The sequence below is a fragment of the Eremococcus coleocola ACS-139-V-Col8 genome (assembly GCF_000183205.1).
GTDB lineage: Bacteria > Bacillota > Bacilli > Lactobacillales > Aerococcaceae > Eremococcus > Eremococcus coleocola.
This window is the reverse complement of the sequence record NZ_AENN01000017.1, coordinates 1-20933: the sequence shown is the minus strand read 5'-3', so window position 1 is coordinate 20933 and position 20933 is coordinate 1. Positions and strand designations below refer to the sequence as shown.

Annotated in this window: 25 protein-coding genes; 24 read left to right on the top strand and 1 reads right to left on the bottom strand. The window is 37.5% G+C overall.

Annotated features, from left to right (window positions below):
- The 12 genes from HMPREF9257_RS06765 to HMPREF9257_RS06710 all read left to right on the top strand — a co-directional run bounded on the left by HMPREF9257_RS06765 (position 1) and on the right by HMPREF9257_RS06710 (position 10934).
- Complete coding sequence (locus HMPREF9257_RS06765; RefSeq protein WP_050782838.1) at positions 1–2076, top strand: phage tail protein; 2076 nt, start codon at positions 1–3, stop codon at positions 2074–2076.
- Entirely contained in the window at positions 2069–2794 is a 726-nt protein-coding gene (locus tag HMPREF9257_RS06760) for a phage tail domain-containing protein (protein ID WP_006418907.1), read from the top strand. The genes HMPREF9257_RS06765 and HMPREF9257_RS06760 overlap by 8 nt, the downstream gene beginning before the upstream one ends.
- Positions 2791–5748 (top strand): phage tail spike protein, encoded by a 2958-nt coding sequence (locus HMPREF9257_RS08830; RefSeq protein ID WP_006418953.1) that lies wholly within the window; start codon positions 2791–2793, stop codon positions 5746–5748. The genes HMPREF9257_RS06760 and HMPREF9257_RS08830 overlap by 4 nt, the downstream gene beginning before the upstream one ends.
- Before the next feature lie 9 nt (positions 5749–5757).
- Positions 5758–5946: a hypothetical protein gene (locus HMPREF9257_RS06750; RefSeq protein WP_006418768.1), complete on the top strand. Its 189-nt coding sequence runs from the start codon at positions 5758–5760 to the stop codon at positions 5944–5946.
- Positions 5927–6223 carry a hypothetical protein gene (locus tag HMPREF9257_RS06745; RefSeq protein ID WP_040466782.1) on the top strand — a complete coding sequence of 99 codons (297 nt, stop codon included), beginning with the start codon at positions 5927–5929 and terminating at the stop codon, positions 6221–6223. The genes HMPREF9257_RS06750 and HMPREF9257_RS06745 overlap by 20 nt, the downstream gene beginning before the upstream one ends.
- Complete coding sequence (locus tag HMPREF9257_RS09300) at positions 6224–7630, top strand: hypothetical protein (RefSeq protein ID WP_006418882.1); 1407 nt, start codon at positions 6224–6226, stop codon at positions 7628–7630.
- A gap of 4 nt (positions 7631–7634) precedes the next feature.
- Positions 7635–8012 carry a hypothetical protein gene (locus HMPREF9257_RS06735; RefSeq protein ID WP_006418737.1) on the top strand — a complete coding sequence of 126 codons (378 nt, stop codon included), beginning with the start codon at positions 7635–7637 and terminating at the stop codon, positions 8010–8012.
- A gap of 16 nt (positions 8013–8028) precedes the next feature.
- Positions 8029–8325: a hypothetical protein gene (locus tag HMPREF9257_RS06730; RefSeq protein WP_006418761.1), complete on the top strand. Its 297-nt coding sequence runs from the start codon at positions 8029–8031 to the stop codon at positions 8323–8325.
- Entirely contained in the window at positions 8325–8555 is a 231-nt protein-coding gene (locus tag HMPREF9257_RS06725) for a hypothetical protein (protein ID WP_006418845.1), read from the top strand. The genes HMPREF9257_RS06730 and HMPREF9257_RS06725 overlap by 1 nt, the downstream gene beginning before the upstream one ends.
- An 81-nt stretch (positions 8556–8636) precedes the next feature.
- Complete coding sequence (locus tag HMPREF9257_RS08825) at positions 8637–9905, top strand: glucosaminidase domain-containing protein (protein ID WP_006418760.1); 1269 nt, start codon at positions 8637–8639, stop codon at positions 9903–9905.
- A 128-nt stretch (positions 9906–10033) separates the two neighbouring features.
- Positions 10034–10549 (top strand): Panacea domain-containing protein, encoded by a 516-nt coding sequence (locus tag HMPREF9257_RS06715; RefSeq protein ID WP_006418853.1) that lies wholly within the window; start codon positions 10034–10036, stop codon positions 10547–10549.
- Entirely contained in the window at positions 10539–10934 is a 396-nt protein-coding gene (locus tag HMPREF9257_RS06710; RefSeq protein ID WP_040466781.1) for a hypothetical protein, read from the top strand. The genes HMPREF9257_RS06715 and HMPREF9257_RS06710 overlap by 11 nt, the downstream gene beginning before the upstream one ends.
- A gap of 306 nt (positions 10935–11240) precedes the next feature.
- Here HMPREF9257_RS06710 and HMPREF9257_RS06705 read toward each other — a convergent pair whose 3' ends face one another.
- Positions 11241–11663 (bottom strand): site-specific integrase, encoded by a 423-nt coding sequence (locus HMPREF9257_RS06705; RefSeq protein ID WP_006418833.1) that lies wholly within the window; start codon positions 11661–11663, stop codon positions 11241–11243.
- Positions 11664–11725: 62 nt separating this feature from the next.
- Here HMPREF9257_RS06705 and HMPREF9257_RS09665 point away from each other — a divergent pair, with 62 nt between their 5' ends.
- The 12 genes from HMPREF9257_RS09665 (at position 11726) to HMPREF9257_RS06650 (ending at position 20897) form a co-directional block, all read left to right on the top strand.
- Positions 11726–12316 carry a terminase TerL endonuclease subunit gene (locus HMPREF9257_RS09665; RefSeq protein ID WP_218015550.1) on the top strand — a complete coding sequence of 197 codons (591 nt, stop codon included), beginning with the start codon at positions 11726–11728 and terminating at the stop codon, positions 12314–12316.
- A gap of 248 nt (positions 12317–12564) precedes the next feature.
- Positions 12565–12921 carry a phage head closure protein gene (locus HMPREF9257_RS06695; protein ID WP_050782837.1) on the top strand — a complete coding sequence of 119 codons (357 nt, stop codon included), beginning with the start codon at positions 12565–12567 and terminating at the stop codon, positions 12919–12921.
- Between the two features lie 31 nt (positions 12922–12952).
- Positions 12953–13201, top strand: a complete 249-nt coding sequence (locus HMPREF9257_RS06690; RefSeq protein WP_040466780.1) for a hypothetical protein — start codon at positions 12953–12955, stop codon at positions 13199–13201.
- Positions 13170–13502: a hypothetical protein gene (locus HMPREF9257_RS09170; RefSeq protein ID WP_006418827.1), complete on the top strand. Its 333-nt coding sequence runs from the start codon at positions 13170–13172 to the stop codon at positions 13500–13502. Before HMPREF9257_RS06690 ends, HMPREF9257_RS09170 begins: the two co-directional genes overlap by 32 nt.
- A 38-nt stretch (positions 13503–13540) precedes the next feature.
- Positions 13541–13828: a hypothetical protein gene (locus HMPREF9257_RS06680; RefSeq protein ID WP_006418765.1), complete on the top strand. Its 288-nt coding sequence runs from the start codon at positions 13541–13543 to the stop codon at positions 13826–13828.
- A 429-nt stretch (positions 13829–14257) separates the two neighbouring features.
- Positions 14258–14383: a hypothetical protein gene (locus HMPREF9257_RS09535; protein WP_006418739.1), complete on the top strand. Its 126-nt coding sequence runs from the start codon at positions 14258–14260 to the stop codon at positions 14381–14383.
- A gap of 1284 nt (positions 14384–15667) precedes the next feature.
- Complete coding sequence (locus HMPREF9257_RS06675) at positions 15668–16813, top strand: ABC transporter substrate-binding protein (RefSeq protein ID WP_006418940.1); 1146 nt, start codon at positions 15668–15670, stop codon at positions 16811–16813.
- A 102-nt stretch (positions 16814–16915) separates the two neighbouring features.
- A complete protein-coding gene (locus HMPREF9257_RS06670; protein WP_006418938.1) occupies positions 16916–17794 on the top strand; it encodes a branched-chain amino acid ABC transporter permease in 879 nt (292 codons plus the stop codon).
- A 10-nt stretch (positions 17795–17804) separates the two neighbouring features.
- Complete coding sequence (locus HMPREF9257_RS06665; RefSeq protein WP_006418776.1) at positions 17805–18773, top strand: branched-chain amino acid ABC transporter permease; 969 nt, start codon at positions 17805–17807, stop codon at positions 18771–18773.
- Positions 18773–19552, top strand: coding sequence for an ABC transporter ATP-binding protein (locus tag HMPREF9257_RS06660; protein WP_006418955.1), 780 nt, complete (start codon positions 18773–18775; stop codon positions 19550–19552). The genes HMPREF9257_RS06665 and HMPREF9257_RS06660 overlap by 1 nt, the downstream gene beginning before the upstream one ends.
- Positions 19552–20256: an ABC transporter ATP-binding protein gene (locus HMPREF9257_RS06655; protein WP_006418825.1), complete on the top strand. Its 705-nt coding sequence runs from the start codon at positions 19552–19554 to the stop codon at positions 20254–20256. The genes HMPREF9257_RS06660 and HMPREF9257_RS06655 overlap by 1 nt, the downstream gene beginning before the upstream one ends.
- A 2-nt stretch (positions 20257–20258) precedes the next feature.
- Positions 20259–20897, top strand: coding sequence for a CBS domain-containing protein (locus tag HMPREF9257_RS06650; protein ID WP_006418848.1), 639 nt, complete (start codon positions 20259–20261; stop codon positions 20895–20897).
- Positions 20898–20933 lie beyond the last annotated feature (36 nt).

Genomic DNA, 20933 nt, shown 5'->3' with positions numbered 1-20933 from the left:
ATGGCAACAGACTTAGGAAAAGCGTATGTCCAGATAGTCCCTTCAGCTAAAGGGATTAGTGGAATGATAAGCAAACAGTTAGCACCTGAGGCAGCTAGTGCTGGCTCTGGTATAGGGGGCTTAATTGGTGCTGGTATCGGTAAAGCACTTATGGGTGCAGTGGCGGCTTTAGGGGTTGGTAAAGCTATTAAAGATACTATTTCTGCTTCAATCCAAGAAGGTGCAGCACTCCAGCAATCCTTTGGCGGTGTGGATACCATTTATAAAGGTGCTGAAGCAGCGGTTAAATCCTACGCTAAAGCAGCAGCTACAGCTGGAATTTCAGCCAATACCTACGCTGAACAAGCGGTGAGTATGGGTGCAGCCTTGAAGCAGTCACTTGGTGGGGATGCAGTTAAAGCCGCTGAATCAGCTAATAAAGCAATCTTATCTATGGCTGATAATTCGGCCAAGATGGGTACTGATATTGGAGCGATTCAAGATGCTTATCAAGGATTCGCTAAGCAAAATTATACGATGCTGGACAACCTTAAGTTAGGTTATGGGGGAACAAAAACAGAGATGCAGCGTCTATTATCTGACGCCGAGAAACTCCCAGAAGCTATGGGTCGTAAATTTGATTTAAATAACTATGCAGATGTGGTTGATGCGATTGATTTAGTTCAAAAAAGCATGGGTATTGCTGGTACTGCAGCAAAAGAAGCTCAGACAACATTTACTGGATCACTGGGCGCCATGAAAGCTAGCTTTAAAAATGTGTTAGCTGGCTTAGCTTTAGGTGAAGATATTAAACCAGCCCTTGAAGGTCTGGCGACTGCTACCAGTAACTTCCTATTTAACAATTTCTTCCCAATGGTTGGGAATATTTTATCAGGATTACCTGGGGCGATTGCTGGGTTCTTTACTGCGTTCGTACCACAAATGATGCAGTTTGGGTCACAAATGATTCAAAATATCGGTAATGGATTCACAACAGGAATGCCAGGTTTTATGACTTCGCTATCATCAATCATTACTGGGATTATGACTTGGATTACCACCAATCTACCAGCATTTTTAGCAGCTGGGGTTGAAATCATTACGAATTTAGCGAATGGTATTCTTCAAGCGCTCCCTCAAATGATTACCACTGCTGGTCAGTTAATCACTACGTTTGTGCAGTTTCTTATGACAAACATACCAATGATACGTCAGGCTGGTGTCGATTTGTTGCTGAATTTAGTATCTGGAATAATTAATAACTTGCCAGCGATTATCAGTGCGGCATTGAATGTTATTATGAATTTTATCAACGCTATTGTAACAAGCTTACCATCAATAATATCAGCTGGGTTTCAAATTTTAAGTAGTTTAATTACTGGGATTATACAACAAATTCCTAATTTACTATCAAAAATAAATCAGATGATGAATGATGTGGTTTCTCAGCTTTTAAGCAGAGATCCAGAAATGAATGGTGTTGGGATTAAAATTATCCAAAGTTTAATTGATGGTATTGTCAGTTTAATAGGCGATGTATTAAGTACTATTACTGGCTTAGGCAATGATATTGTCTCAAATATTTCCAGTGTCAATTTATGGAGTGCTGGTCAATCGATTATGCAAGGTTTCTTAAATGGTTTGAAATCTATGTGGGGCAGTGTGACTAGTTTTGTTAGTGGTATAGCTGGATGGGTTCAACGGAATAAAGGGCCTATTTCATATGATAAACGTTTACTGATCCCGGCCGGTAAAGCTATCATGTCTGGTTTAAATTCCGGATTAGTCAATAACTTCCAACAGGTTAAAGATTCTGTAAAAGGAATAGCCGGTATGATTACAGACACCATGGCCACTGATGTGGTTGGTTCACTATCCTATGATGTGGCAGACCCTAACTTAATCTCAATGAATCGAGCTATGAATTTAAATGCTAGTCGTGCGATTAATCCACAAAATGAGTTAGCCATGGCTGGCGGATACAGTCCGTCACTACATATTGAAAACTTCTACAATAACACTGAACAAGATGCTGAATCATTGTTCAAGAAATTTACTTGGATAACCAAGAGAGAGGGGGACAGACTAAGTGATTAAACATTATCACCCGTATGTTAAATTTAATGGCACTTCATCGCTTGAATTAGATATGATCATTGAAAATGGTGGAAGCTTTGAATCAGCTCAACCAGATATTGACCAAATTGAAATTGACGGACGAAATGGCGTACTATTAGTCGATAATGAGCGGCTTAAGCCAGTCAATCGGTCTTTCCCATTTTCTTTCGTTACAGACCACTACCGACATATTGCCTTCCGTGAAGAAGATGCAGCCGAGTGGTTATCTGCTAAAGGATTTAAGAATTTAGAATTGAGCTGGGACCAAGATTATATTTACAAGGCAGCAGTAGTAAATAGCTTCGATGTAACCGAAACAGTCCGGAAATTTGGTAAAGGGACTTTGGATTTTCTAATCCATCCAATTAAATATCTAAAGATTGGCCAGATTGAAAAAACCATTTCCAATGGTGGGGTGTTATTTAATCCTACCAAGCGTGAAGCTTATCCAAAAATGACATTGACCGGTACTGGTAACGTGACAATTAAAATTAACGACCAATCTTTGGTGTTAAAAAATATCACTGGCGGTATCGTCATTGATAACGAAAATCTTACTGTCACATATCGTGGCCAATCTCAATATGATTGGCTGTACTCTGACTTTGTCCACTTGGATAAAGGTAAGAATGTTATTTCGTGGGATAATTCAGCATTTACTCTTAAAATCATTCCGAATTATGGGGTGAAAGTATGATACTTATTTATGATAAGAACGCAACTAACTTTGAAAATTATGGTTTAGGGCCATTAAGGGATGTTATTAATCCGGTTGTAAAACGTGAACGGAACGGACAATATTTCTTCGAATGCGAATATCCCTTTGATGGTTTAAACTATGAAGCAATCAAAGAAGGTAACATTTTAAAGATGTCTGCTGGACCACGCACTAAAGGCCAAAAGTTTGATATTACTAAAGTAGAAAAACATGGTCTAAAAACCATGAAAATCTATGCAGAACATATTTCATACCGCACTAAGCGCCTTGGATTAAAACCAGAATTCGGGGCGATTGGTGACGGTTCTTTTGCTTTAACGGCTTGGAAGAATAATCTAGTCGGTGAGCATAATTTCGAGGTGTGGTCTGATGTATCAACCAGCGGAACAGCTAACTGGCGTGTGGATAAGTTCCAAAATGCTAGAAATGTTCTAGGTGGTGTAGAAGGTTCAATCCTAGATATATGGGGTGGCGAATATGAGTTTGACAATGAAAAAGTGAAACTATGGTCGAAAATGGGCAGACCAAGTAAAGCTGCTATTATCTATGGTAAGAATTTAACTGATATTCAAGAAGAAACAAATATCACTGATACCTACACCAGTATTTATCCAGTTGCAGTTAAAGATAAAGACTTATTCACGATTGATGAGCTTTATATCGATTCTGAATATGCTGGTAACTACCCACAACGAAGAATTCAAGTGGTGGATTTCTCCGGTTCATTCGATATGGAAGAAGAAATCACACAAGACAAGCTTCGTAATAAAGCTAGAAGTTATATTAAGAGTAATCGAGTTGGTATTCCTAAGGTCACTATGGACGTGAAGTTTGTAGATTTGGCAAAGACTTTGGACGATGGCGAATTGAAACAGGCCGAAGAAATCGAACTTTGCGACACACTGACGATACTGTTTCCACGAATTGGAATTCGTGATACCGCTGCTAAAGTAGTGGCCATGGATTGGAATCCAGTGACTGAAACAGTTATTTCTATTACCGTTGGAAATATTAATACCAGCCTTAAAACAACCCTTATTAATGACTTAAGTCAGCGTATTGATCGAGTTGAAGCTGAAACTCAAGACGTTCGTTTAGCTGCGAATGGTATCAATAAAATTTATCATAGTGCAGTTGAACCAACCCCTCCAAAAGGTGGATTTTTAGTAAATGACCAGTGGTGGCAACAGAATGGTGAGTATATTCGAATGTACCGATGGGATGGGGAATCTTGGGTCAAATTCTTGGATACAGAGCAGTTTGAAGCAGAGTTGAATAAAAAAATCGATACCAAGTATCAGGAAAGTGACGCTCGGTTAAAAGAAATCGAAAAAGAACAAGCGCTTGCTGACCAGAAACTCAAAGACGCTGGTGTTGAATGGCAGAAAATTGCAGCGGAGACTGCTGAACAGATAACGAATTCAGCATTTCAAACCGCAATGGATGAAGTGGAAAAGAAAATTGTTGAAACCGAAAAAGGATTCCAAACCACTTTGACAGAATTTTCGAATGGTACCGAATTAAAAAACATTATAAATCAAGAGATTGGCAAAGCTACTTTAACGCTAAGTCAGACACAGATTGATGAAATAACTGGTGAAATCACAACTGCATTCAACCAACAGATTGACACTGCATTGGCTAGCTCAACCACTATTAAGGATATTAAAAATAACATTACTGCTTGGAATCAAACCGCTGAAGTGATTAAAGGTGAAGTTCAGGCAAGTAAGGACATTTATAAAAACTTGTTCCCAGGACCAATGAAAGGGTGGAAGGGTGTTCGTTTTAGTAGTGACAGTGATCAATATAACTATCGCGTTAATGATAAGAATATTGGTATAGTTATTAAGGTTAAACAAAATACCACTTACACTTTACGGATTAATAATCCATACATTTTGAATGGGGATAAGCAATATGGATTCTATACAGGCATGTCTAATGGTTTTGGCGAATTCTATCCAATTTCGAATTGGACATTTAGGATGATAAATAATAAGCCGATTCAACTTGAAACGGGTCCCCATAATAATCTGTTCATTGATTTTGGACTAATTTTCACTGAAGATCAAATCGAAGCAGCTCAAATTCAGCTAGAAGAAGGCCAGTTTGCAACGAATTATGTACCACCCATAGCTGACAATGCGGCATTTAAATCCGCTATGACAATGCAAAGTAACAGCATAGATATGGCTCTATTTGGCCAAGCTGGGGCGATTAGCAGGATTAATCTAGGTGCGAATGGAATTTACTTGAAAGGCAAAACCATTCGCTTAGATGGCGACACAGTCATGGATAATGCGTTTGCTAATTCGTTAATTGCTAAAACCATTGAAGCTGGTTCGATTAAAGCTAATTCCGCCACGATTGCTAATCTAATATCGCATAACATCGATGTAAATAATCTATCCGGTAACAAGGCGACCTTTGCTCAAGTGTTATTTAACGGAGTAAACAATCGACTAAGAATAACAAGTGACGGTATGGATGTTATGGCGAATACGGGCTATGTAGCGACTACCTTTAATAGCAATGGTTTGGAAATTTATAAAGACGGTACATTGGTGGGGCGGTTCCAAAGTCTGGATGCAGCAGATACTTCAGGGGTGTTTGTTGGCAGAAAATCATTATCAATGGTAGCTCAACGAGATTCTTACATTTCATGGAGCTATAACGAACGAGGTAAGAGCACATATACTCGGATGATGGCTCTGGATGGTAATGATGGTTCAATTTATCTTAGTTCAATGCTTAAACCAGATATAAATTATCCTGGTGTGGGTATTAAGTTACAACAGCGAATATTCGGTTCTGATACAGGACTCGGTTGGGAAAATGCAGCTGGGACTGCTGGTATTTATGTAAGTAATACTGGTAGCCAGGTGTATATCATAAAAGGAAATACTTACTACCGCGTAGCTACGAATTAGAGGTGAATTATGGAAATAATTAATACAGATAGCAATTACGAAAACGCAGTCTTAGTGGAGTTTAAATTCACTTCGAAAACCACGAACGAACAATTCAGTGGTCACTTGATGTTATTTAATCCAAGTGATGATGTGGATATTGAAACTGCAACTAAAGAAAGGTTAAAGGTACTAGTAAATGAAGTTGAAGAATTATGAGTTAATCGGTTTGAATAACGCTTTAGGTGAGCTGGCCAGTGAAAAACTGGTTGGCTCTTTTAAATTTAAGTTATTTAAGAATAAATTGAAATTGGAAGATGCGATTTTACCAGTGTCTAAGAGTTTACAAGACGAATCGAACGAAGGTGTGGAAGAAATTCTTGATTTAGAGCAAGAGATAGACTTAGAGCTTATCCTTGAATCTGACCTTGAACAAGTCCCAACCACATTGAAACAATTAAACGCATTAAAACCAATCTTAAAAGAAGGTGAATAGATGTATGGTGAGATTTTAAGCTTGATGAACCTATCAAGCACAAGTTCAACCGATACTATCATCCGTCAAGGTGATACAACACTGTTGAAATATCAACTACTAAGTAATATCGATGGGCGTACTTTTAAAACTTTACAAGGTAAAGCTTATATTGCTAAAAATGGGATGAAGTTTTATGAAACCCCGGTTACTGTAGCTGGTGATGATACGGTTACTTTTAAAGTATCGGAAGTAGTTCCTGCTGGCGAGTATGAGCTGGAAATAATCATCGGTGATAAATTTAAGTTTCCGAGTGGGTATAAGTCCAACTTGTTTATTGTGACTAAGTCAGCTGAATATCAAGATCAAAATATTATTGAGAATTATGGGAAAGACAGTCTGATTAAAGAAGCGACCGATAAGATTAATGTTAACATTAAAGACTTAATTTCAGATGTTGAAACTATTAAAGATGAAATGCAAGACCAAGTTTCTTCTGGACAATATCATGTTCACTTTACGGACGAGCAAATCGCTAAAATGAAAGGGCCAAAAGGTGACAAGGGAGAAACCGGCCAACAAGGACCACAAGGACCAATTGGACCGACCGGAGAAACTGGACCACAAGGTAAACCTTTCACCTATGACATGTTTACACAAGACCAACTCGAAGCACTAAAAGGACCTAAGGGTGATAAAGGTGAAGCAGGTCCACAAGGTCCACAAGGCGAGAAAGGGCCTAAAGGCGACCCTTTAAAATTCGATGACTTAACACCTAAACAAATCGAAGAAATCAAAGCCAAAGAGATTGATTTAAGTAATTATGCAACCAAAGACGATTTAGCAAGCGTTGATGTGAGTGGGCAACTTGGGGAGTATGCTAAACGAGAATGGGTTGAAACAGAAGTGATTCCAGGAGTAATGCTTGGAATCACTGACAATATTAATTTTTTATCTTCTAAGGTTGAAGAAAAAGCCGACAAAGACCACAAACACGATGAATACGTGACCGAAGTGGGGGTCAATGAGAATGGAATTATCGTTTTCAAAAGAAATGATACATGGTACAACTTGGGTACCAACTCACAGTATCGTCGTGAAATTGCTTTGAAAGACCACACTCACAAGCTTACCGATATTAACGGTTTACAAGATGTTTTAGACGATAAAGCAAGCGCAACACACACCCACACGATTGACCAAATTGCTAATCTTGAAACTAGGCTAAGTGAAATCAGGAAAATGGAAGGTCCGAAAGGCGCAGATGGTGCTAAGGGTGATAAAGGTAACCCTGGTCCACAAGGTCCAACAGGACCACGAGGAGCCACAGGTCCTAAAGGTGCAGATGGTACAAGCGTAACAGTGAAAGTTGTCAATTCTGTACCAAGTAACCAATCTGCTAATGTCATTTATTTAGTGAAGGCGTGATACTATGGCGGTGATTGATTTTAGAAATACTGAACAAGTTTTTTATGACGGGGATGAAATGAAAGAAGCTTGGTATATGAGTGAAAAAATATGGGAGAAGAAAATTGATTTAAGTAAATATCGTGCTGCTGGTGTTAGGGCTAGGCGAGAAGATAAAACAAGTATTGTGATAGAACTTCCTCCGTATGTACCAAATGATGTAAAAAAAGCAGTAGCCTTTAAGTCCAAAAAAGGAAATGTTTATACTTTTGACCAAAATGGTAATGTAGGCGTTATTACTATGGGAGTCATGAAAGCTAATTTAGGTGATGGGTTTTATGAATTTCTAATATCCGAATATACAGAAAACGAATTAGACAGTATATCGATTATCTATTATTAATAGAGAGGGTGTTTTAATGAACACAACCTTAATTCAGTTGGTGACTGTAGCCGGTGGGATTGTAACGATCATCTCATTGGCTAAGTTAGTAGTTGAGCCTTTTAACAAGGTTATGAATAAGATTAATACAACACTAAGGGCTTTAGAATTAACCACCACTCAACTATCCTATGACATCAGAGACTCACAAAAAGACCGTGATAATATCCACAAGGTCTTAGATGATCATGAGTTACGATTAGGCAAAGTTGAGGATGAAGTTATTGTCAACAACGAACAAATCAAAACACTATTTAATGGAGGTATGAAGTAATGGAATTTAATTTATTTATTATCCCTGTTACTGTGATTTTAACCGAATTACTTAAACGGTATATCCCAACTAAGTTTGTACCATTATTTGCGGTATTTTTAGGCTTAGTCCTAGGGTTATGTTATGCGGTATGGTATGACCAAGACTTATTTATCCACGGGGTAGAGGGCCTTATTTATGGCGCTTCTGCCACTGGACTTTATCGAGTCGGTGAAAAGGTGACCGAATAGGTGGAAGATATTGGAATTAAACTAGCGATAGCCATTTTGGTTATCGCTTTGTTTATGTATTTAATAAAAGAAGGTGACTAAATGGGATTTATTGAAGATATTTCAGCGTTATATGTCAAACACAATCAATCCTCAGTCTTGAATTCAATTTTAATCGCTCAAGCTTGTTTGGAGTCCAATTATGGCAAGTCTGAATTAGCCGTCAATGCTCATAACTATGGTGGCATTAAAGCGAACAAACCATGGTCTGGTGACACCTACACCAAGTTGACCCAAGAATGGGACGGAACAAAATACATATTGGTTAAGGCTGAATTTGCTAAGTTTTCTAGCATGGAAGAATTCGTTAAGTATCACAGTAATTTCTTCACTAGCACACCATGGCGAGCCAATTATTATGGTGAAGTGCTAAGAGCTACCACATACCAAGGTCAAGCGGAAGCACTCACTGGAACGTATGCAACAGACCCTAGTTATGCAAAGAAAATTATCAAAATTATCCAAGACTACAACTTGACTCAGTATGACCTAAAGGAGGATGATAGCATGGTCAAAATGCCTCAAATTATCAACCGTGACTTGTTTCATGGTGTGGCAGGCTCTAATGGAAATAAGCCTAAATATATCGTGATACATAACGATGCAGGCGCTATGACACCTCAGCAATATATTGGATGGTTACAGCGTGAGCGTAGTGGTTCAAATGCTAAAAAAGGATTTGCGCATTATTACATTAATCGGGATCAAATTGTCCGAGTGGAAAACACTTATAGCGGTGCATGGGCGTGCGCTAACCCGGAGTATAACCGGTATGCCTTATCTTACGAGGTGTGCGAACAATTAAAAGTAAATAACCAACAATGGTTAGAAAATGAGCGCATGACCTTTATCCAAGTAGCCGAGGATTGTCACTATTACGGCATCGTACCAAGCCGTAAGACATTCGCTTTACATCATGATGTATCAACTATCGGGACATCATGTCCGGAACGGTCAGCTAAGACACACGGTGGATATAAAGCGGTTTTAGACTACTTTATTAACCAAGTGACTTATTACATGTCTAAAGGCAAAACAGTCCAAGAAATTATCGCTAATATTAATAAAGGGACAGACAATACACCGAAAGCCAAGCTATCTAATGACGAGGTGGCACAATTAGTTATCAAGGGCCGTTATGGTAACGGTGTGGATCGAATTAAGCGATTAACCGCAGATGGTTATGACCCAAAAGTTATCCAAGCTATTGTGGATAAGATTAAAGGTAAGAAACCAAACGAGGTCAAGAAAGAGGATGACCGCATTTTTGAGATAAATGGCGTAAAATATCAAGTGAAAGAATTTAAATAAAAAATAGCCTACTTCCTTAATTGGAGGTAGGCTTATTTTTTTATGCTTAAAATATTCAATATAAGTATTGCAAAAGCATAACATAAATTGTACGATTTGTGGTAATATGAAGAAAAGGAGGGATACGTATGACTGCTAAAGTTCAGAATATTGCTAAATATCTAATATATTCCTATGAACAAATCACAAAATCTTCTTTTAATAATGATGAAATTACATTGCAGAAATTAATGTATTTTGCACAAAAAACTTCTTTAGCTTTTTTAGGTGAGCCGATAATAGATGAAGAATTTGAAGGTTGGAAACATGGTCCTGTGTTACCTTCATTAAGGTTCTTTTTCGAATATTATAATCCTAACGAACAAATTGATGAACAATTATCTGAGTCAGAAAAATATGTAATCGATAACACTATTTATTTATATGGCAAATATGCACCTTGGACATTGCGTAATATGTCTCATGAAGAAAATGCTTGGAAAATTTCAAGAGTTGGTTTGGCTGAAGGTGAAAGCGGCTCTTGTAAAATAAATATTGAAGATATCAAAAAAGACGCAGAGAAAGTGAGACTTTATGATCATCAATTCGACATGTATATCGATGAATTCGATGATGCTGAGGAGGATTTTGTAAGTGTCGGTTAATCCAAAAGAATATATCGGATCGATAGCTAAAGTAAGGTTTAAATATTTTAACTCAAACACCAATCGCATGGGATTTAAAGTTAGACCTATGCTAATTATAGGTGCCGAAAAAGAATATTTTCCTTGTGATTTTAACGTTTTACCAATCTCAAAAATATCAAAGTCTCAACATATATCAAGTGAATATGATATCGAGCTAAATATAGATCAATGCAATAAACTTTCTTTACACTATTGTCCATCTTATATAAGAGTGCATAAACAAAGTTATGCTTATTCAACAGATGTTGACCAAAATATTATATCTAATTTAAAGCAAATAGATACAGAGTTGTATAATCAAATACAATCTGTACATAGGAAATTTAACGATACGCTATTTTAACGAGCACAACCCGTAAAAGAGTTGTGCTTATTTTTAATGCGCTGGCAAGCGATGTTTTGAATACGTAATTGAATACGTAATTTGATTTTTGATGGTATTTGATGAGCGTATATATAGTAGAAGAAGCTTGGTAATTAGCTATCTTTATTCAATGAATGTTAATGAAAAGTAATGATTTATTAAACCAGGTCTTAAGAAAGCTCGTAAAGCTTCTCAATTCTCAAAACGTTAGTTGTTGGTATATCAACGTTTCAAGCGCCTATCTGTTACCGCAGATGGGTGTTTTTTTATTTTTGACCATGGTTTTTATTTTGCCATGAAATTAGCAAAGAGACTTGCGGTCTCATTACTCTTATTCTTGGTGACATGGTTATAAATATTCATGGTCACGTTTGAGTCTTTGTGACCTAATCTAGTTTGCACTTGTTTGATACTGGCCCCAGCTTCAAACAGTAGAACACAATGAGTGTATCTGAATGAATGGACTGTTATTTTCTTAAGTCCGTTATCTTGGATTAATTTTTTAAGAGTCCGATTAGGGTAGTCAATATCCAGTACTTCATTATCAAGTGTGGTAAATAGTAGCTGGTCATCACTCAAGCTATTTTGACCAAAGCGCAACAGCCTTGTGTTTTGCTGTTTTCTCCAGTGCTTAAGGATGGAAATAGTCTCATCATCAAGTGGTATCTCTCTAATACTAGTTGAAGTTTTTGGAGTTTGGAAAATCAATTTATAGTCTGCTTATTTATGAATTAGATGCACGTACAGAATGGTAAGAACTCGATAAGTGGATTAAAGCTAATCCGTTATTAGCTTCAATAAAGAAGGTTGAAAATCTTGAACAACAAATAGAAAGAGCAAAAATTAATCCTACAGACTTAAGAGGAATATTAGTTAAAGATTTCAATGTTAGAGATAGCATTAGTGGCAAGTGGTTAACTTTAGATGTCATACAGAACGAAAAAACATTCGATTTAAGACAATTTCAGAACTGTTATGCTATTGGTGGTGCTGATTTAAGCCTTACAACGGACTTAACGTGCGCTACTCTGTCAATGATTGATAGTAAAAGTGAAGAACGCTTTGTAACTCAAATGTATTGGCTGCCGAGAGATAATTTTGAACAGCGGGTACATAGTGAAAAGATACCTTATGATATATGGCTTAATCGTGGACTAATTCGCCTATGTGAGGAGAATAAGATAAATTATAGTGATGTTACAGCGTGGTATTTAGAAATGCTTAGAGAGTACGGGATAATACCTGCATGGATATACTATGACCCTTATTGTGCTACTTATTGGGTGGAAAAAATGGAAAGTCACGGTTTTGAAATGGTTCCGTGTAGACAAGGAGTTAGGACTTTAAGTTTACCAATGTAGAACTTAGGTGCTGATTTAGGAGCTAAGAAAATAAATTACAATAATAACCCTATATTAAAGTGGTGTTTGACGAATACAGCAGTGAAATCGGATGTGAACGGTAATATACAGCCTATGAAGTCTCTAGCTCCCAAGATGTGAATAGATGGAACGGCAAGTTTGTTAGATGCTTATGTTGGCTTGTTTGAACACTACAATGAATTTTTACATGTACAGCCTAAGAGGGCTAATTAAATAGAGGTTTTAATATGATTAATGATCGAATTTATTCCATAAAAAGAGAAAAGTATACTGTAAAGGATAAAAAAATTACAGTATGTGAACTAGTAAATGTACGTAACCATGAAACTTTAGTAATTGAACAAAAGTATAGAATTAAATGTAAACAAATATGGGCTTATGTACGTCATATAGGTGGTAGGGAAATTTTGAGTGATGAACCTATCATGTATGAAGGGGATATTATTTTTATTATTAACCATAGAAAAGGTATTGTTGAAAATCAAGTAATTCTGTACAATGATGTTAAGTACGAAATTACGAAAGTTGATTACTTTGAGGATTATAAGAGTGATATTGTGATTGTGGGGAAAAGTATTAATTAATAAATATAAATTTAAGTGAGGGGGATTTTTGTTGAGAAAATTATTAAATATTATTGTTTATATATGTGTTCTTTTTTCATTTTCATCTTTAGTTTTTGCAGATGAAAATTTAGAAATTTTTGATTCTACTAATAAAACAGTAAACAACCTAAAGACACATTTTCAAGTTAGAGATTATGAGTATAAAAAAGAAGAAGAAACATTTTCAAAAATTACTGATCAACATACAATTACTATTGAATTTGAAGATGAAGAAGATCCGTTATATATATGTTGTTGATAATGGAAATGGTAAAACAGGAATGATATTTTTTAGAAATATTTATAAAGATGATATAACAAATTTGCTAGAGATGTATTCTATTCCTCTTACCAAGAGTATTGAATTTGTAATGGATGAAGATTTTCCTGATACTGAAGCGGTTGTTGATTATAAAAATTTTACGATTAAGGTTATTAATGAGGATAAATATTTTTCTCAAAATAACCTTGAATTATTAGCTGGTAATGGTTATTATGTATTGCAAATTGGAGTTGATCAGTTTTATAAAGAAAAGATGAAAGAAGCATCGCTAGAGTAGCGGAATTTCAATTTATTATAAAATTTTGGGAAGATAAAATGAAATTAGAAATTATAGACTTTTCATTTTTCGATAAAGAAATAGAATATTATGAAGGTCAGGCGAATTTTTATAGATCAATTTCCGAGAAAGAAAAAGTTCATTTTACTAAATATAAAGATGAAATTACTATTGCATATCATAAATACGTACCACAAGGGACTAAAATATATGTTGATTTCGCTTCTGAAGTTGAAGAATATATTAGTCTCTTACAACCTTGTGCATATTTCGTAGGATATGAATCTCCTAAATTTGATGAATTAGTATTAAAAAATGAATATTAATAAGTATTAAAATAAGGAGCTTCTATATGAAAAAAGAATAATATTCTGTGTTTGTTTATCGATTCTGCTTTGTCTTCAAAACATTTTATTGAAAGTTGAAGAACCTATACTTGCATATCAAGATTCTCATTATGAAAATTTGTATAGTAAGATGGAAATTAGTTTGTCTGATTATAAGATAGAGGATGCATCTACAATCACCTTGGAATATATGACGAGATTAAAAAAACGAAGGAAATTATAAGAATTTTACTATTGAAAAAATAAATGAAATGTTTTCTAAAAAAGATATACAATTAAAGGAGATTTTCAAAGAATTTGGTAAACCGGAAATCGTATGGATAGAAAAAAGATTATAGTATTATAACAGCATATTGGTTTGAAAGTGAAGATCAGTTACAAGATGAATATGCAGACGGTGAATACTTTATGCTCGAATGGGAGCTTCCATCAAATAAGGATTCAACTAATGAGTTGTACGGAAAACCAGTTGATTCAAGTGAACCTGCCAATCAGTCAATTATTGGAATTGAAGGATTTAGTTCAGCCTATTAAAGTTTCATACCTTTGCGCACGGGAATAGACTTATTTTTTTAATGGCTAACTTTAACTAAAAAATTTGATTTTTCATTTAAATGGCTAACTTTTAGAAAAAAATAGGTAATTGTTAGCCATAACCTAAAATGCAAAACCTTATATTATCAACGATAGTAAGCAATAGATTTAGCGAAAAATCAAAATTCTATTAACCAGGTCTTAAGAAACCTCGTAAAGCTTCTCAATTTTCAAAACGTTAATTGCTGGATTCGTTGCGAACTTGTTCGCTTACGAATACAGTACCGGGACGAGCGTCAGCGAGACGCGGTTCCGCTGTACTAAACGATTTGAAAGCCTATCTGTTAATTCAGGTAGGCTATTTTTATTGGGAAATTTATTGTTTTGTTCGCTTACGGAGGTACTACAAGGTCGAGCGCCAGCGAGGCGTTGATCCTTGAAGAAAGAACCCAGCCAATCGGCTGGGTTCTGTTGGTTCTTAGTCTTTGTATTTCAGTCGAATACAGACAAAGTACCAGGACGAGCGTTAGCGAGGCAAGGTTAGCGAGGCAAGGACCCATTGAAGCCAGTACCATTATAGCGGTTACGTAGCGTAGTAAAAATAGATTACATAATATCTATGAACCATGTCTCATTTAAAAATAACATAAGTTAAAAACCTGAACAAAATCATTTTCCAATCTACTTTAGTTCCTGTTTCAATGTAAAAGTTCCCCATTAGACCGTAAAATAAAGGCGCAAAATAGTTGGGGCGGTTTTGACTCAAGATGGAGCAGATAATACCTTGGTGGGGAGCGTGCCAGCCAGAAGGATTAAAGAACTAGAAAATGATTTAGAAAAATAAAGTAAAGCTCAATTCTGTAGATGGTTTTTGAATGAGTAAAGTGGAGTATTAAATAATATTAAGATCTTCCATTAATTTTATGAGAAAATTATTAAAAAACTCTTGCAATCATCCTCATAAAGTTGTAATATCAAATCATCAAAAAAATAGTCTGAGAGGGAGATTTCCATGTTGAAGTCATCGACACAATATCAAGTCTTATTATTACTTAGCTTAATCATTAGATAGTGTTTGTATCTACTCCAATTAGATGCAAACACGACAAACCATCGTCAGTTTGTGTCTATGAGGTGCTAAGTTAAAAGTCTTGCCCGCATAGATGATTCAATCTAAAGCGGGATTGGGAGAGCTTCCTTGAGTAATCTTTAAGCCTAATTTAGATTGTTAAATCTAAATTAGGCTATTTTATTGGGAATAAATGTATAAAAGGAGAGAATACCATGAATTTCAAAAAGTTTACTGTCAGTCTTGCTACTATGGTTACCCTACTTGCACCTGTTTCTGTATTTGCTCAGGATGCGATTAAAATTGGAGGCAACTTTGAATTATCTGGCCCAGCGGCTTCTTATGGCTCAATGATGAGTAAAGCGACTCAATTAGCCATTAAACAAGCGAATGATAATAAAATGCTCGATAGTACGGTTGAATACGTTGAATTCGATAATAAATCTGATCTGACGGAAGCAACCTCAGTTGCGAATCGTTTAGCCAGTGAAGATGTGGTTGGAGTGGTTGGCCCAGCCACTTCTGGGGACGTGAAGGCCCAAATGTCTGTCTTAGATGAAGCCAAAGTACCGTCACTAGCCCCAGCTGCTACTTTAGATGGCTTGACCATGAAGGATAACGGGGATGTTTTTAATTACTTCTACCGGGTAAGTTTTGAAGATTCCTATCAAGGGAAAGCTGCCGCTGCCTATGCGGTGGATACATTAGGGGCTAAGAAGGTCGTTGTTGTGACTGATCAAGCTAATGATTATTCATTAGGTTTAGCCGCTGCCTTTAAAGGAGCCTTCCAAGAAAAGGGTGGTCAAGTTGCTTCTGAAGCTTCTTTCCAAACAGGTGACACAGATTTCTCAGCGGTTTTAACTACCCTAGTTGGCCTAGACTTCGATGTACTTTATGTACCGGTTTACTATACTGAAGCAGGTCTCTTCATTAAACAAGCCCGGGAAATGGGAATTACCCAACCAATTGTAGGAGGGGATGGTTACCATTCAGATATCTTGGTTGAACTAGCAGGTGCAGAAAATGCCAATGACGTTTATTATACCTCTCACTTTTCTACCAAGTCTGATGATGAAAAAGTAAAAGCCTTTATTGATGCTTACAAAGCAGAATATAATGAAGAACCGGATACGTTTGCTGCGCTTGCCTATGATGCTACCTATGTTATGTTAGACGCTGTCAAACGTGCAGGTTCAACTGATAAAGAAGCTGTCAACAAAGCCTTAGCTGAAACTAAAGACTTCCCAGGAATTACGGGTACTTTCACCATTGATGAAAACCATAATCCAGTCAAGACTGCAACTATGATTAAATTAACTAGCGGAGAAGTTGAATCGGCAGAAGAAGTGACCGCTGAATAGAACAGCAAAGTTTTAGCCTCATTTATTATCTTGTCGTCACCCCTATATGTCGTACCCTAATAAAAATTAGGGTCACCTTTGCTTACTGAAAGGATGGAAAACATGCAGCTATTTATGCAGCAGATGGTTAATGGGATTGCCCTAGGCTCAATTTATGCCTTGATTGCTTTGGGATATACCATGGTTTATGGGACCATCAAATTAATTAATTTTGCCCATGGGGAGGTTTATATGTTAGGGGCCTTCACTGGTTTTTATCTGGTGACTGTCCTACAAGTCAATATATTTTTAGCCATGGTGGTTGCCATGTTGGCTACTTCCTTGTTAGGGGTAATTATCGAACGTGTAGCCTATAAACCTTTGAGAAATTCAACTAGAGTCGCAGCTTTAATTACGGCGATTGGTGTTTCTTTTTTCTTACAAAATATCATGATTTATTTTGTAGGCCCAGAAGTAAAAGCCTTTCCGTCTCCAATCAAAGTGACTATCTTAAAGGTATTTGGCTTAGTAATTACTTCTAAGCAAATTTTGGTGGTCGTCATGACTGTGATTCTAATGGTTGCCCTTCAATTAATTGTCCAAAAAACAAAAATGGGGAAGGCCATGCGGGCGGTAGCAGTCGATCCCGAGGCCGCGCAATTAATGGGAATCAACGTCGACCGGGTAATTTCATTTACCTTTGCTTTAGGTTCCGGTTTAGCCGGGATTGCCGGTATCTTAGTGGGGATTTATTATAATTCCATTCAAGCCACTATGGGGACAGCCCCCGGATTGAAGGCTTTTATTGCCGCAGTGATTGGCGGGATTGGTTCGATTCCAGGCGCCATGGTCGGAGGCTACCTCATTGGGATTCTTGAAACCCTGGTGACAGTCTTAGGTTTTTCAAATTATAAGGATGCGGTCGTTTACCCCCTTTTGATTATTATCTTATTGGTTCTGCCTTCTGGTTTATTTGGCAAGAATGTTAAGGAAAAAGTATAGGAGGAAGCCCATGCAAAGAATGAATCGAAAAAATGGTATCTGGTTCTTGCTGATTGTGGCGGCTTTTGCTATCCTCTTTGCCTTAACTCAAGCCAATATCATTAATGCTTATTATCGGATTACTTTAATGACCATTATGTTGAATATTATTTATGCGGTTGGTTTAAATTTGGTCCTTGGGATTGCCGGTCAATTTTCCCTCGGCCATGCCGGCTTTATTGCTATTGGTGCCTATGCGGCTGCTATCTGTACTAAGGCCGCAGCTAATCCATGGCTAGGCCTCTTGGAAGGTATTTTACTGGGAGTAGTCATCTCAGTCATAGTGGCCTTACTCGTAGGGATTCCGACCCTTCGTTTAAAAGGAGACTATCTAGCCATCGCGACCTTAGGAGTGGCCGAAATTATCCGGGTCTTAATTAATAATTGGCGGTCAATCACCAATGGTCCTGCCGGGATTTCGGGTATTCCCACCGTCACTAATTGGATGGTAGTTTTTGTTGCATTAGTCTTAACCACGATCTTAGTTTTGAATTATAATTATTCGTCTGTGGGCCGGGCCACGCGTGCGATTGAACAAAATGAAATTGCCGCTGAAGCCATGGGGGTCAATGTTACTAAATATAAGGTGATGGCCTTTGCAATGGGGGCTGCCACTGCAGCCATTGGAGGTTCGTTACAAGCTACTTTCTTAGGGATTGTCACGCCAAAAGATTATACCTTTAACCGGTCAATCGATATCTTAATTATTGTAGTCTTTGGCGGCATGGGGTCCTTTACTGGTTCCTTCATCGCTGCTATCTTATTGGGCCTCTTAAACTTATTCTTACAAGATTATGGTCAATTACGGATGATTATTTATGCTGTGGCTTTGATCTTAATTATGATTTTCCGACCTCAAGGGTTGTTAGGCACGTCGGAATTTAAAGTGGGTCGTTTATTTAAGAATACAAATTCACGAGATACTAAGGAGGTGGCCTAATGCCTTTAATGAAAATTACGGACTTAACCAAAAACTTTGGCGGCTTGGCCGCCGTATCCAATGTATCTTTAGATATTGACCAAGGAGACCTTGTGGGTCTGATCGGACCGAATGGGGCCGGGAAGACAACTTTCTTTAACCTCTTAACCGGTGTCTATGTGCCTTCCCAAGGAACTGTAGAATTACAAGTGGATGGTAAAATGCAAAAGCTAAACGGCAAGCATCCTGATGTCATTAGTGGTTTGGGCTTAGCCCGGACCTTCCAAAATATTCGTTTGTTTGCTGATTTAACAGTTTTAGAAAATGTCTTAATTGCTATGCACCGTGAACAAGGGCCAAGTTTATTCCACGCCTTGCTCCGGACCCAAAACCATTATCAGCAAGAAGCTAAACTGAAGGCGGAAGCCCTGGATTTGTTACGGATTTTTAACTTAGACCAACTTTGTCAAGAAAAAGCCAAAAATTTGGCTTACGGTCAACAAAGACGCTTAGAGATAGTCCGAGCCTTGGCCCTCCATCCTAAGATTCTTTTCTTGGATGAACCTGCGGCCGGGATGAACCCGAATGAAACGGCTGAGCTCACCCAATTAATTGCCCAAATCCAAGCTGACTTTGATTTAACGGTGGTCCTGATTGAACATGATATGTCCTTAGTCATGGATATTTGTCAGAAAATTTTTGTTTTGGAATATGGTCGGTTAATTGCCCAGGGTGGTCCTAAAGAAATCCAAGCCAATCCCCAAGTAATTCGGGCCTACCTAGGAGGTGATGGTGACTAATGCTAACGATTGAGGATTTATCAGTTAATTATGGCATGATTCAAGCTGTACAAAATGTAAGTCTGCAAGTTAACCAGGGAGAAATAGTGTCTCTAATTGGAGCCAATGGAGCCGGCAAGTCTACAATTTTGCGGACGATTTCTGGCTTAATCCATCCTAAAGAAGGGTCTATTCAATTTTTGAACCAGGATATCACTAAGACTAATCCCCAAGCTATCGTTAAAATGGGGATTTCCCATGTCCCCGAAGGGCGACATGTTTTTAAGGATTTGACGGTCAAAGAAAACCTCGAAATGGGGGCCTTTCTCCGCAAAGATAAGGAGAATTTTGAAGCGGATTATCAGACTATTTATCAGCGGTTTCCAATTTTAAAGGACCGGCTTAAACAAGATGCCTCGACTTTATCGGGCGGCGAACAACAAATGTTAGCCATGGGCCGGGCCTTGATGGCGAAGCCTAAACTCTTGCTCTTAGATGAGCCTTCAATGGGGCTGGCGCCGATTTTTATCAAGGAAATCTTTAAGATTATTGAGGCCATTAAAGAACAAGGCACAACCGTGCTTTTAATTGAACAAAATGCTAAAATGGCTTTACAAGTAGCTGACCGTGGTTATGTATTAGAGAGTGGTAAGTTGTTCTTGTCTGGGTCAGGACAAGACTTGTTGGCCAGTGACCAAGTGCAAAAGGCCTATTTAGGAGGATAAGTATGTACGTAAAAGATTATATGAGCCAAGATCTAGTGACAGTAACGCCAGAAACATCGGTCTTAAAAGCGGTTGATGTCTTAAAAGCCCACGACATTAATCGGTTACCGGTTATGGTTAAGGGTAAGCTAGTTGGATTGGTGACAAAAGAAGAAATTGATTTGAATTCACCAACCAATGCTTCTTCTTTGTCCAAATATGAGATGAATTATTTGTTAGACAAGATGACCGTCGGCGATATCATGGCCAAGCATATGTTTACCGTGAGTCCAGATACTCTCTTGGATGAAGCAGCTGAAACCATGTTAAATAAAAGCATTGGCTCTTTGTTAGTGATGGAAGGGGAAAAATTAGTCGGGATTATTACCGATAAAGATATCTTCCGGACTTTTATTGATATTTCGGGTTATTATACTGCTGGAACTAGTTTAGTCATTGAATTAAGTGATGACCGCAAAGGCGTGATTGAAGAAATTGGTGACGCCTTGGTGGCGGCTGACCATAATCTGTCGAACATGTTGGTTTACCATTTGCGTGATGCCATCCGGGTAGTCCTTCATGTGGATGAAGAAAATGTTGATAACTTAATTGATGCTTTAAGTCAAGCCGGCTATGAAGTGAAGACCGTTGTTAAACGGTAATGAATAGTTAATGTGTAAAACAGCCCCCTTCTCTAT